Annotated in this window: 12 protein-coding genes; 6 read left to right on the top strand and 6 right to left on the bottom strand. The window is 64.5% G+C overall.

The window, feature by feature from the left end; translation table 11 throughout:
• The first annotated feature begins 2 nt into the window (after window positions 1–2).
• The 6 genes from VII69_00970 (at window position 3) to VII69_00995 (ending at window position 6,562) form a co-directional block, all read left to right on the top strand.
• Window positions 3–1,109 carry a rod shape-determining protein gene (locus tag VII69_00970; GenBank protein ID HEY5093668.1) on the top strand — a complete coding sequence of 369 codons (1,107 nt, stop codon included), beginning with the start codon at window positions 3–5 and terminating at the stop codon, window positions 1,107–1,109.
• Complete coding sequence (gene mreC, locus VII69_00975) at window positions 1,055–1,873, top strand: rod shape-determining protein MreC (protein HEY5093669.1); 819 nt, start codon at window positions 1,055–1,057, stop codon at window positions 1,871–1,873. Before VII69_00970 ends, mreC begins: the two co-directional genes overlap by 55 nt.
• Entirely contained in the window at window positions 1,870–2,454 is a 585-nt protein-coding gene (gene mreD / locus VII69_00980; GenBank protein HEY5093670.1) for a rod shape-determining protein MreD, read from the top strand. The genes mreC and mreD overlap by 4 nt, the downstream gene beginning before the upstream one ends.
• A complete protein-coding gene (gene mrdA, locus VII69_00985) occupies window positions 2,451–4,364 on the top strand; it encodes a penicillin-binding protein 2 (GenBank protein HEY5093671.1) in 1,914 nt (637 codons plus the stop codon). The genes mreD and mrdA overlap by 4 nt, the downstream gene beginning before the upstream one ends.
• Window positions 4,365–4,401: 37 nt before the next feature.
• Window positions 4,402–5,268: a DMT family transporter gene (locus VII69_00990; protein HEY5093672.1), complete on the top strand. Its 867-nt coding sequence runs from the start codon at window positions 4,402–4,404 to the stop codon at window positions 5,266–5,268.
• A gap of 106 nt (window positions 5,269–5,374) precedes the next feature.
• Window positions 5,375–6,562 carry a pyridoxal phosphate-dependent aminotransferase gene (locus VII69_00995; GenBank protein HEY5093673.1) on the top strand — a complete coding sequence of 396 codons (1,188 nt, stop codon included), beginning with the start codon at window positions 5,375–5,377 and terminating at the stop codon, window positions 6,560–6,562.
• Window positions 6,563–6,669: 107 nt separating this feature from the next.
• Here VII69_00995 and trpS read toward each other — a convergent pair whose 3' ends face one another.
• From trpS to VII69_01025, 6 genes are all read right to left on the bottom strand, one after another.
• The gene (trpS, locus tag VII69_01000) at window positions 6,670–7,683 is read right to left on the bottom strand and encodes a tryptophan--tRNA ligase (GenBank protein ID HEY5093674.1); all 1,014 of its coding nucleotides are present in this window, start codon (window positions 7,681–7,683) and stop codon (window positions 6,670–6,672) included.
• A gap of 77 nt (window positions 7,684–7,760) precedes the next feature.
• Window positions 7,761–8,534 carry a hydroxymethylpyrimidine/phosphomethylpyrimidine kinase gene (locus VII69_01005; protein HEY5093675.1) on the bottom strand — a complete coding sequence of 258 codons (774 nt, stop codon included), beginning with the start codon at window positions 8,532–8,534 and terminating at the stop codon, window positions 7,761–7,763.
• A gap of 51 nt (window positions 8,535–8,585) precedes the next feature.
• On the bottom strand, window positions 8,586–10,301 hold the full coding sequence (locus tag VII69_01010) for a hypothetical protein (protein HEY5093676.1): 1,716 nt from the start codon (window positions 10,299–10,301) through the stop codon (window positions 8,586–8,588).
• Window positions 10,302–10,434: 133 nt separating this feature from the next.
• Entirely contained in the window at window positions 10,435–11,331 is an 897-nt protein-coding gene (locus VII69_01015; GenBank protein HEY5093677.1) for a ParB/RepB/Spo0J family partition protein, read from the bottom strand.
• The gene (locus tag VII69_01020) at window positions 11,328–12,110 is read right to left on the bottom strand and encodes an AAA family ATPase (GenBank protein ID HEY5093678.1); all 783 of its coding nucleotides are present in this window, start codon (window positions 12,108–12,110) and stop codon (window positions 11,328–11,330) included. Before VII69_01020 ends, VII69_01015 begins: the two co-directional genes overlap by 4 nt.
• On the bottom strand, window positions 12,107–13,343 hold a 1,237-nt coding region (locus VII69_01025; GenBank protein HEY5093679.1), incomplete at its 5' end, for an HD domain-containing protein. The genes VII69_01025 and VII69_01020, both read right to left, overlap by 4 nt.

The following is a 13,343-nucleotide window of genomic DNA, read 5'->3' on the forward strand; positions in this document are numbered from 1 at the left end:
AGATGAGCGGCTTTTTTGACCGCCTCTATGCGCGGTACGCGCCCGAGGTTGGCGTAGACTTGGGCACCGCAAATACACCTGTGTTCGTGCGCGGCGAAGGCGTGCGCTTTTCCGAACCCAGCATGGTCGCGATCGACACCGATACCGGCGAGATCATCACGGTCGGCGAAGGCGCGAAACAAATGCTCGGGCGTACGCCGCGCAACGTCACCGTGGTCCGGCCGATGCGCAACGGCGTCGTTTCCAACTTCACCTACACCGAGGCGCTGGTCCGGCGTCTGCTCGAGCGCGCGCTGCGCGGCCGGCCGCTCATCCCGCCTCGCGTCATGGTCGGCGTTCCCGGTTCGGCGACCGTCGTCGAAAAGAAAGCCGTCAAAGAAGCGGCGCTCGGCGCCGGCGCCGGCCGAGTTTATTTCGTCGAGCAAGCTATGGCTGCGGCGGTCGGGGCCGGCTTGCCGGTCCTCGAACCAAATGCGTCGGGCATCGCCGATATCGGCGGCGGCACCACCGAGGTCGCGGTCATCTCGCTCGGCGGCATCGTCGTCGGCAAGTCGCTCAAGCTCGGCGGCGACCGTCTCGATGACGCGATCATGGCGCACATCCGGGCGACGCGCGGGTTCATCATCGGCGAACGCAGCGCCGAACAATTGAAGATCGCGCTTGGCTATTACGGGCGGCCGCTCGGACGGGCAAGCGTCTCTGCGTTCGGTCAGAACGTGCGAACGCGCGGGCCGGGAACGCTCGAGGTTCGCGAGGAAGAGATTGGCGCGGCAATCGCAGAGCCGTTGGGCGAAATCGTCGATGCGATCCGCGCGGTCGTGGAGCAGACCCCGCCGGAACTCGTGCGCGATCTTTCCGAGCGCGGACTTGTGATCGCAGGCGGCGGATCGCAGATCGCCGGACTCGCGGAAACGCTCAGCCTCGTGCTCAGATTGCCGGTACGGCGAGCCGAGAACCCGTTGCTCTGCGTTGCGCTTGGCACGGGCGAGATTTTGCGCGATCGCCGCCTGTTCGACACGTTGTTCCCCGCGTCCGTCTCGCTGATCGGCAGGTGGTGGCGATTCCTTCGTTCTGGGATGAAAGAAAGCTCCTCGTTTTCCTCGCGTTGATCATCGTCGCGTCGGTTGCGATGCTGTTCGAGATCGATGCGGCCCGGCGCGGAGGTCAAAGCTTAGCGGACGAGATCGTCGGCACGGTGGTCACACCGATCGCGCGGGCGATAAACGGCATCGGTCAAGCCATCGGCTCCGAGGCGTACGTCGTCACGCACGCAGGCGTCATCACTGCCGAGAACGCGCGCCTCGCGCAAAAAGCGCGCGACCTTGCATCCGCCAACGAGCGGCTCAAAGCAAGAGGCGACGAAAACACCGAACTTCGGCGCATGCTCGGCGTCCGATTGGCCGCGCCGGCAAAAACGATCGAAGCCGACGTCGTGGGCTACGCGCCCGAAGCCGCGCGCAAAGAAATCGCGATCGACCGCGGCACGCGCGACGGCGTCGAACGCAACGACGTCGTCGTCAACGGCGAAGGATTGGTCGGGCATGTGGTGGACGCGGGCGCGCATCTTTCGCACGTGCTGCTCGTGATGGATCCGTCGAGCGCCGTTCCCGCGTTTCTCTTGCGCACGCATACGTGGGGCATCGTCTTCGGCAGCGGCCCGCACGCGCGGATGAAGTATATCGGCCAGGACGTCAAAGTGCTCGAAGGCGACAAGGTGGTCACCGGCCTCGGCGAGATCTATCCGGCAGGCATTCCTATCGGCGCGGTGCTGGAAGTCGACCGTAAGGACAACGCGCTCTATCAGGTCGCGGTGCTGCAGCCGGCGATCGACGTCACTTCGCTCGCGCACGTGCTGGTGCTGACCTCGAAGTGAGCACCTTCGATCCGGCGCGCGACGCCGATCGCCTCCGCATCGGTCCGAGCAGACAGCCGCGGACCGCGCGCGTCGACGCGGAGATCTCGGTCCCGCCGCGTTTTCCCGCCTTGCTCGCGATCGCGTTCGGTTGTGCTGTGCTACAATCCACCGTGCTCTCCGGCGTCGAATTTCGCGGCGCCCACGTGTCGCTTCTCACCGTGCTCGTCGTGTGGACCGGACTGCGATGCGGCGTCGTCACAGGCGGTTGGCTCGGCTTTTTCGCAGGCGTGTTCGCCGATGCGTTGGGTGGCGGCGGCGTAAACGTACTGGGATTGACGCTCGCGGGATTCGGCGCCGGATTGCTCGCCAATCGATTCTTTTGGGATTCGCTGCCGGTGTTCATCGGCGCCGTCGCGCTCGCGACGATCGTGCACACGCTGTTCGCATGGCTGATCTTGGCGCTCGCTTTCGGAGAACGCGGCGCGTTCACCAGCACGACGCACACGATGGCGTGGGCGGTCCTCATGAATTGTGCGGTCGCTGCGCTCTCGCTCGCGATCATCCGGACGTACGGCGTCGCGCGGACCGGCCGTTCATGAGATACGGCGGCGGACGGCCATTCGCGCCGGAGCCCACGACGTCGTCACGACGTGCGCGGATGTTCGCGTTCGGCGGCGGCATCGCGCTCGTGTTCGCGATCTTGATCTGGCAGCTCGCCGACGTCCAGTTGCGCGATGGCGGCCACTACTCCAGGCTTGCCGATCTCAATCAGCTCCGGACGATACCCGTTGCGGCGCCCCGAGGCGTGATCTACGATCGTCACGGTGTCGTCATCGCGCGCAACCGTCCGTCGTTCGTCGTCCAGATCGTGCCGATGCAGCTGTCGCAGCCTCAAGCCGAAATCCAAGAGCTCGCCGGCATCCTCGGCAAACCAGCGACGGAGATATGGAAGCGATTGCTTCACCAAAACGGCGTCGCGTACAAGTCTTTTGGCGATCTCGCAAGCGCCGTGCCGCTCGGGCCGATCAACGTCGCGGAGGACCTCAACCCTCAAGTGGTCGGGCGGTTCGCCGAACAGGCCGATCATCTGCCCGGGATGGCGGTCGAGCTCATACCGGTTCGTGACTATCCGTTCGGCACGATCGGTTCGCACATCGTCGGTTATGTCGGACAGATAACGGCAAGCGAATACGCCGAACGCAAAGGCAAAGGCTACGGCTCGAACGACGTCGTCGGCAAGGACGGCATCGAGTACCAATACGACCGGATGCTGCAAGGACAACGCGGCGGCCGGCGGATCAAAGTCAACTCCGCGGGCGAAGCTGTCGCCAACGTCGACGAGTTCGTCGCCGTGCCGGGCAACAGCCTCGACCTCACCATCGACTGGCGGCTGCAGCGCGCGGCCGAGACGGCCGTCGCGCAACAGCGCAGAGACATCACCAAACGCATCGGCCACGCGGTCGCGGGTGCGGCGATCGTGGAAGATCCGAACACGGGCGCCATTCTCGCGTTGGTCAGCCAGCCGAACGTCAACCCCAATGACTTCTCGACCGGCATCACCGAGGCGCGCTACGCGTCGTACTTGAGCGACCCGCTCAATCCGTTGTTCGACCGGGCCATCTCCGGGAAATATCCGACCGGGTCGACGTTCAAAATGATCAGCGGATCGGCGATACTCGCATCCGGTCTGATGACGCCGTCATCCACACGCTACTGCGGCGGCGCCTTCGATCTTAACGGGTATATCTTCAACGACGACGCGGCCGGCGGGCACGGCACGCTCGACGTGCGGACGGCGGTCGCCGAATCGTGCGACGTGTTCTTCTATCAAGTCGGCCATGCGCTCGGCATCGACCGGCTCGACAAGTATGCGTCGGCGTTCGGGATCGGCCAGAAGACCGGCGTCGACCTGCCAGGTGAGACCGAAGGCACGCTCCCGACGCCTGCGTGGAAGAAAAGAGTCGTCGGCGACGATTGGTACGGCGGCGACACCGTCAACATGGCGATCGGGCAAGGTTTTGTCGAAGCGTCGCCGATGCAGATGCTGCGGATCGCGTCGGCGATCGCCAACGATGGCCGGTTGTATTCACCGTACATCGTGGCCGACGTCCGCAACGCGCGCGGCAATATCGTGCATACGTTCACCCGGCCGGAACCGCGCACCGTGCCCGTGCCGTCGGAAGACCTGGCGGTGATTCGCGCGGGCATGTTGGGCGCGATCGAAGATGTCGGCGGCACCGCGCATAACGTTGAAATCCCAGGTTTCCACTATGCCGGAAAGACAGGCACGGCCGAGAATTCCGCGACGATCGACAATCCTCAAGGCTACAACCACACATGGTTCGTCTGTTTCGCGCCGTACGACAAACCGCAGATCGCCGTCGTCGTGTTCATGGATCGCACGAATGGATTCGGCGCGGTGAACGCAGCCCCGGTCGCGCAAGCGATCGTCGAAGCCTACTTCCATATCCGTCATGCCGGTCCGAGCGGCACGGGCCTCAGAGATTGACACATTCGCTTGCCCATTCGAAGAAGCGCCTCGCTAAATGAGCGTGATCCTGGCGCTGCTCTCCGCATTTGCATACGGCGCAGCGGATTATATGGGCGGCATCGCGAGCCGGCGTGCGCGCGTGCTCGCGGTGGTCGTCATCTCGCAACTCGTGGGATTGGCCATCCTGCTTGTGCTGCTGCGCGTATTGCCGCCGGCCTTTCCGACGCGCACGGATATCATGTTCGGCGCATTCGCGGGCGTGACCGGCGCGTTTGGCATCGCCTTTCTGTATCGCGGGCTCTCGCGCGGCCGCATGAGCGTCGTCTCGCCGATCACGGCGGTGGTTGCCGCGATCGCCCCGGTCGTCTTCGGACTTTCAACCGGAGAACGACCTTCTGCGCTCGCGCTCGCCGGCGTTGTCATCGCGCTTGTCGCCATCACCCTCGTCACGAGCTCGCCCGGCCACGATGAGCACGGCTCGCCGCTTTCGTTTGCCGGTCCGTGGTGGCGGGAGCCAGGCGTGCTCGACGCATTCATCTCTGGCCTCGCGATCGGCGGCTTCTACATCTTCATCGCGCGGACAAGCCCCGCGTCCGGGCTTTGGCCACTCGTCCCGTCGCGGATCGTGTCGTCGGCGATCTGCCTCGCCGCGGCGCTATCGCTGCGCCATTCGCTGCGACCTGTGCCCGGTTCGTTGCGGTTGATCTTGGCTTCGGGAGTGGTCGACGTCACCGCGAACGCGCTGTACCTGGAAGCAACTCGCTTCGGCTATCTCTCGCTTGTCGCGGTGCTCGCATCGCTTTATCCGGCCAGCACCGTCCTGCTCGCACGCGTACTCCTCAAAGAGCGTTTCACGCCGGCGCAGATGGCAGGCATGGCGTGCGCGGTGGCCGGCATCGCTTGCATCGCCACCGGCCGCTAGTGTCATTAGGAACGCTCGCTTCGTTTCAAGGAGCGCCGTCGGCGCAGGCGAAAGTCGGCTTTTATTCCACCCGCTCGTCTCTTGTTTTCGGGAGCGCCGCCTCGTCATGCAAACTGCACCCACGTTCGCGCTAGCGGACACCATGCGCCGGCTCGGCACCGAGAGCGCTTTCGTCATGCTCGCAAAGGCGCGTGCCCTTGAGGCCGAGGGCCGCAGCATCATCCACCTCGAGATCGGGGAGCCGGATTTCGACACGCCGTCGCATGTCAAAGAAGCCGGCATCGAATCCATCCGCGCTAACCGCACCCACTATACGCCGGCGGCCGGCATCGCAGAACTGCGCGACGCCATCGCCGCCCACGTCAGCCGGACGCGCGGCCTCAACATCACGCGGGATCAAGTCGTCGTCGGGCCGGGCGGCAAGCCGGTCATCGCGATGACGCTGCTCGCACTGCTCAACCCGGGTGACGAAGTCGTCATTCCGGATCCCGCATATCCGGCGTACCGCTCGATCACCACGTATGTCGGGGCCGTGCCCGTCTCGGTGCCGCTGCAGGAGCGGCTCGGCTTCCGATTGGATCCAGCGGACCTCGAGCGCGCGGTCACGGCTAAGACGAAGATCTTGGTCGTCAACTCGCCGCACAATCCAACCGGCGGCATCATGACACCGCAAGATATCGCGGCCATCGCGGAGATCGCGCGCAAACACAACATACTGGTGATCTCCGACGAGATCTATAACCGCCATTCCTACGATGCCGAATTTGCATCATACTACGGCATGAGCGGTTTGCCTGAGCAGTCGATCCTCATCGACGGATTTTCCAAGGCGTGGGCCATGACCGGGTGGCGCTTAGGTTTTGGCGTGTTCCCGAAATATATCGCGGACGCCGTGTGCGCGCTCATGCTCAACACCGTTTCGTGCACCGCCACGTTCGTCCAGGATGCCGGCCTTGCGGCGTTGTCGGGCGACGATCGTCCGGTGCAAGCGATGCGCGAAGAATTTCTGCGGCGCCGCACGCTCTTGGTGGAAGGCCTGCGTAAGATCCCCGGCGTGACGTGCGAGATGCCCGGCGGCGCGTTCTACGTCTTCCCGAACTTTTCGAAGATCGAGCCGGACGACGTGAAGCTCGCGAATCATATCTTGGAGGCGGGCAATGTCGCCGTGCTCGGCGGATCGACGTTCGGCCCGAACGGCCGCGGGTTTATCCGGATGTCGTACGCGAATTCTGAAGCCAACTTGCGCGAGGCGCTCGCCCGCATCACCCGCGCGGTGGCGAACTACAAATCGTAAATATTCTAAATATGTAGGAGGGCAAGCCGTACTAGGGCAAGCATCGCTTGCCCATTTTTTGGGTGAGCGCTGCTCACCCTAGTACAGCGTTGCTCACCCTCCTACAATTACGCGAGCCCCATTGCGCTTTTCACCTCAGCGAGCGTGGCCTGCGCGACAGTACGGGCGCGTTTTGTGCCTTCGAAAAGAATCTCGTCCACGTAGCCGGGGCGTGCGCTTAACTCGCGTAAGCGCTCGCGGATCGGGGCGAGCGCTTCGTTGAGCCGCCCTGCCATGTCGGCTTTGTCCTCGACGCAGCCAAGCTCGCCCGCGCGGCAACGCCGGGCGATTTCGCGCGCGCCGTCGGCGTTGAACGCCTCTTGGAGGAAAAATACCGGGCACGTCTCGGGATGACCAGGATCATTCTTGCGGATCTTGGTGGGATCGGTGTACATCGTCTTGACTTTGGCCAGCGTCTGTTCGGGCGAATCGGACAACATGATGCTATTGTCGTACGACTTGCTCATCTTGCGGCCGTCCGTGCCGGGTACATACGGCGTCTCGGACAAAATGGCTTCCGGTTCGATCAAGACGCTGCCGTAGAGATGATTGAACCGGCGGACGATCTCGCGGCTCAATTCCACGTGCGGCAATTGATCCTGGCCGACGGGTACGCCTTGGCCCTTCATGATGGCGATGTCGACGGTCTGCAGCACCGGGTAGCCGAGGAATCCGTGCGTCGCGATCGCGGTCCCAAGCGCGCTCACTTGGTCCTTGTACGTCGGCACGCGCTCTAACCACGAAACCGGCACGATCATCGACAGGAGCACGTAGAATTCGCTGATCTCGGGCACTTGGGACTGCACGTATATGGTGCACGCATCGGGATCCAGGCCTGCCGCAATCCAACCGGTCACCATTTTCGTGACGTCGGCGGCGATCTCGTCGCTACGCTCGAATTTTGTCGTCAACGCGTGGAGATCGGCGACTTCGAAGAAGCAATCGTGCCGGTGCGAGAGATCGACGAAATTGCGCAGCGCGCCGAGCAGATGACCCACGTGCAGGTCGCCGGTCGGGCGCATTCCCGCCATGATCCGTTTGCGCGCGACCGCCTCGGGTCTTAGAGATGCCTGATCGATCAAGTATGTTCGCTCCGTGCGCCCGACGTGAAAGAATGCGATGTCGCTTGTTTGCTAACTTCGCGCGAACTCCCCGCCATTTAAAACTGAGGGCTGCCGTTTCCGAGCGGCTTCGCCTCGCGCAACGCCGCGGCAACGATGTCGCGCGCACTGCCGATCGCTTCGTGCAGCGACGCACCGCGCGCGCGTTCGGCCGCGATCGCTGCCGCGAGCAAACACCCCGTGCCGCGCATGCTTCGCGCCGATCGCCGGGTGCCGATGTAAACGACGCCGCCCGCGTCTGCAAGGACGTCGTAGCAGATCCGGCCCGTCAGATGTCCACCCTTGACGAGCACCGCGCATCCGGCTTCGCGCGCGATCGCGCGACCTGCTTGCGCCGCCTCCGCAACCGTGCGCACGCGAACGCCGGCAAGTTTCGCCGCCTCGCGCGCATTCGGTGTCACGAGTTCGCAAAGTGTGAATAGTTTTTTCAATGCCGCGATCTCGGGCGGACCGGAGAATTTCCGCCCGCTCGTCGCGGCGAGCACCGGGTCGAGGACGATGGGTGGGCGCCGGCGCAGCGCGCGCAAGAACTTCGCGACCGCTGCGATGCCGTCGGCCGCCGGCAGCAGTCCGATGCGGATCGCGTCCGGTTTCGCTTGTTGCCAGATCGCGCGCAGCTGCGCCGCTATCGAAACAGCCGGTAGTGGGTCCACCCGTATGACCCTCTCGCTGTACTGAGCGCTGACCCCCGCGACCACGAACACGGCGCGCACACCCAATCGCGTGAAAAGCTTCAAATCCAGGCCGATTCCGGCGGCGCCTGTGGGATCGGTCGTGCCGATAGTGCAGACGATCGGCGACTCTTGTTTCACTAGTAAGTAGCACTTGCGGCGGGACACATCAAACGCTTGTTCTCCACATATTCACAGACCCTGTGGATAACCGCTTTTCTTCGCCCCGGGCTTGGTCGCTGACGGAACCGGCGACGGCACGACCGGAGCGGGCGTGCTCGGCCGCATCGGCGCGATCGTCGCGGGTGGCGGCTGGCCCGCGCCCGCGTAAACTGCGCGCAGCAAGCCCCTGAAGTTGTCGAGGTCTTCTTTGAATTGGTCGGGCGCCAACGGCAGCGTCGGAAGCAAGAACCATGAGCCCGATTCGGCTCGAAGCAACGGCGTTCGGATCGCCGGTTTAGTCAGCGCCGCATCGCCGCCCGCCGCATCGCGCGCTTGAGCAAGCGCCGCCCACATCACCGTTTGATTCGGCAACGCGTTGAACGCGTCGAGCGCTCCGAGAGTCGACCCCGGTGCGAATCCATACGCGCCGATCGCCGTGCGACGACCTTGGAGATAACCGGACGGTGTCGCTGCAGCGCCCCATCGCGCCAGTGCTCCGGCGAGACTTTCTATGAGCGACGCTGCGTCGGGCCGTTGCGCCCATGGCGCACCCAACTGGACGCGCAATGTGATCACCCGCGACGTTCCGTCGAACGAGGTCGCGCCTGCATCGCTCGCATCCGCAAGCACGCGCGCGGCGAACGATTCCGGCGGCTGCGATGTCGCAAGTCCATCGAGCGCGCGCGAAGGACCGTCGGCCCAGAAGTACAGCGGCAACGTCGACGTCTTGCCGATTTGCAATCCGTACGTCTGATACGACGACGCCCTCGCTGCGCGCAACGCGGCGACCGATCCGCCCGCTTGGGAGGTCTGAAGAACGCGATCCGAATAGACGGCGAAACGCGCGCCGCGCGCGGCGATGAGCTGTGCGGACGCATCGTCGTACGCGCCAAACGGCGCCAAAAGGCCGCCCCCGCGATGCCTGGCGAGCAGCGAAACGCCCGCAAGGGCATCGTCGATCAGCGCGCTTGCATCGGCCGCGGCGTTGAGCGGAATCACACTCGGGTCGGACAGCGTCTTTCCGCCCGAGTCGACGAGCAGCGGCAAGACCGGCGCCCCGTCGGGGGTCGCGACGAATTCGAGTGCGCCGCGCGCCGCCGCATCGCGGCTATCTTTGTCCGCAGCGCTCACCGCTGCCCGCAAGACATCGTTCGCGGCCTTGAACAGCGCGGCAGTCGCAGCCGGCGGATGTGCGAGGAGAGCGGATGCGCTGTCGGAGCCCGCGTTGGTCAGCCGCGCGGCTGCGTTGAGCGCCGCGGCGCGGCGGAGATCGTCCGTGTTGAAATGCGCCGCGCCGACGGCCGCCAGCCAACGTTGCGCCGAGTTTGTCAGCGCGGCGAGTTCGCGTGCGCCGGCTGTGGATGCTGCCTGCGCGCGAAGCGGCGGCATCGTGGCAAGCAGTGCGACGATGTCGCGCGTCCGCGCATCCGTTCGTTCGCCGGTCGCGAGCAACGCGGCACCGAGCGGATTCGTGTCGGCCAGACTCAGGGCGGCCGCGTACGATGGCGAGAGCGCGATGGCGAAGCGCGCTCCGGCATGCAGATGCAGCGCGCGCGTTGGTGCGCCGATTTCAAACGGAGCGCGCAGCGCGACGTCCATGGCCCGCACGTCCGCCGAAGCGGATTGCGGATCGGCGACCGTCCACAACATCACCACCGTCGCGCGCACCGGCGAGTTCGGCGCGGCCGCCGTCGCAGGCGCGGCCGATAGGCACAAGCACAAGAGGATCGAGAGGAGACGGCGCATCGGCGATGCCTTCATGTAGGCGTGAGCGTGAATGGAAAGAGCCGGACGGCGCCGGCCCTGACTTGAGAACCGTCTTGTCTCGGCTCGCACGTATCTCCTTGATGGTCCGCCGCGCGGCATCGGCGATTTTTGTCTACTGATCTTCGGGGCAAAGCCGGTCGACGATCCGCTGCAGTTCGCCGTCGTCTGCGAAGTGCACGGTGATGGTGCCTCCGCGCGCGCCCATCGCAAGCGCCACTTTCGTGGCCAACGCAAAGCGGAGCCGATTTTCGATCTCGGCCATGTCGGCGGACAGTCCGGCTGCGGCGGTGCCGCCTGTTTTTCGATCGGCGCCTTTGGACTTCGAACGCTGCGGCGCAGCTTGCGCGGCGAGCCGCTCGATCTCGCGCACGCTCAACCCTTCGCGCACCGCGCGTTTGGCGAAATCCTCGGCAAGCTTGTGCGGCATCGCGGCGAGCGACCGGCCGTGGCCGGCGCTGAGCCGCCCGTCGCGAACCATCGCCTGCACCGACTCGGGCAGCGAAAGCAAACGCAACGCGTTCGCGATGGTCGGGCGGCTCTTGCCTAAGCGTTCGGAGAGGATCTCTTGCGTGAAGCCGTGATCGTCGAGGAGCTGGCGATAGCCCGCGGCCTCTTCGATCGCGTTGAGATCTTCGCGTTGCAGATTTTCGAGCAACGCAAGTTCGATCGACGCGCCGTCGCGCACTTCGCGCACGATCGCCGGCATATCTCGCAGGCCCGCCGAGCGGGCTGCGCGCCAGCGCCGTTCGCCGGCCACGATCTCATACTTCGCCGCGCCGCCGCTGAGCGGACGGACCACGATGGGCGACAGCACCCCGTTTGCGCGGATGGATTGGGCGAGCGAATCGAGGGCGGCCGCGTCGAACGCGCGCCGCGGTTGATGCGCGTTTGGCGCGATCTCATCGACCGCGATCATCGTGAGCGACCCCGGCGGCGGAGCACCGTTCTCCCCGCGATTGCCGGGGAAGAACACGTCGAGCCCGCGGCCTAGGCCGCGCTTGATGGTCATCGTGCCAGCACCTCTTCGGCAAGCGCGGCGTAGGCGATCGCGCCGGCGCTTCGGGAATCGAACTCCGTGATGGGTGCGCCGTACGACGGCGCTTCGGACACACGGATGTTGCGCGGAATGCGCGTTGTGAAGACGAGATTCGGGAAGTGCCGCTCCACTTCGTCCACGACCTGCCGCGCAAGATTTGTGCGACCGTCGAACATCGTGACCACGACTCCGTGAATGCTCAGCGTGGGGTTCAAGTGCGCGCGCACCAGCTCGATGACCCGCGTGAGCTGGCCGAGGCCCTCGAGCGCGAAGTATTCGGCTTGCACTGGTATCAAGAGGGCGTCCGCTGCGGTCAATGCGTTGAGGGTGAGCAATCCAAGCGACGGCGGACAATCGATGATGATGAGGTCGAAGTCGTACGCAACGGATGCCAGCGCCGATTTGAGTCGCTGTTCCCGCGAAAGCGCGCTGACAAGCTCGAGTTCGGCGCCGGCGAGATTCAACGTTGCGGGAAGCAGGGTTAGGTTGGGGACCGACGTGGCGTGCAGCGCGTCGCGTACCGTCGCGTTCTTGAGCAGCACGTCGTACATGCACGTCTCGACCTGCGTTTTATCGATGCCGAGGCCGGTGGTGGAGTTGCCTTGCGGATCGATATCCACGAGCAGCACTCGCTTGCCCAGCCTCGCGACGGCGGCGCTGACGTTGACGGCGGTCGTGGTCTTGCCGACGCCGCCTTTTTGGTTGGCGACGGCGAAGATGCGGGCTTTGCTGTGCGTTTGCTGATCGATCACGGTGGCGCCGTCGCAGGCGCTTGCGGTGCGGCAAAAAACGCGCGCACGAGCGCGCGCAACGATTCGCGCTCGTTGAGTGCGGGGTCGTCGAGCACCTGCTCGAGGCAGTGATTCAACGCTTCGCCGACGCGGCGGTCTCCGCTGAACTCCGGCCCGACGAGTTTGAGCTCGCGCATGATCGCGATGATGCCCGCGCCGTCGATCGCAAGATCGGCGATGCCAAACGGCGCGCGCGCCGCGATCGCATCGAGGACGCGGGTCTCGAATCGTTTCGACTGCGCGGGATCGCGTGCCGGCAAGCCGCTCGCGCTGACATCGGCCGCGCGCAGCGCGAAGAGCGGTTCGACTGCGGCAACGCCGACGCGGCGCACGAAACGGCGCACCGCGGCATCGGTGAGCTGATCGTCGGCCGCATACATGTGATGTTTCACCAGATGCGCGACATCGCGCGTGAGGTCGGTGGAAAACCGGAATCGATCGAGGACGGCTTTGGTCATCGCTTCGCCGACGAACTCGTGGCGGTAGAAATGCGGGCCATCCTTTGTCCTCGGCTTTCCCACATCGTGGAATAGTGCCGCCAACCTTAGCTTTGGGTCCTGCTCGATTGCATCGCAACATTTCATATTGTGGAAATACACTGTGAAGCGATGATACTCGTTCTGCTCGATTCCCCAACCTTCCATCAGCTCCGGAATCAGAATGTCCAGTGCACCGCACTCGCGGAGGATCTCGAATCCAATGCTTGGCCGCGCGGCCTTAACGAGCAATTTTGTGAGTTCTTCCGCTACTCGTTCTGCGGCGACGGTCGATACCAAGTGGGCCGCCGCGCGCATTCCGTTCATCGCTCGTTCGGACACCGTAAGATCGAAGCGCGCTGCGAATTGAGCTCCTCGAAGAATCCGAAGTGGATCCTCGACGAAGACCTGGTCTGCCAAGATGTCCAGACGCTTGGCTTCTATATCCGACCGGCCGCCGAACGGATCGATGATCTCGCCGGTCCGTAGATTACGGGCCATCATGTTGATGCGAAAATCGCGGCGCGCCAGGTCGTCTTCCACGGGGATCGACGGATCGTAGTCGACCGCAAAATCCCGGTGATGTGTGCCCGTCGAGCGTTCTCGCCTCGGCAGCGCGATATCGGTGACCATACCGTTCGCTGCGAATTTCACGACGCCGAAGGACGCGCCGACGAGCTCGGCTGAACCGGCTTGGCGAAGTTTGTGGACCAATTCG

This window comes from Candidatus Eremiobacteraceae bacterium, from assembly GCA_036511855.1.
Taxonomy (GTDB): Bacteria; Vulcanimicrobiota; Vulcanimicrobiia; order Eremiobacterales; family Eremiobacteraceae; genus JABCYQ01.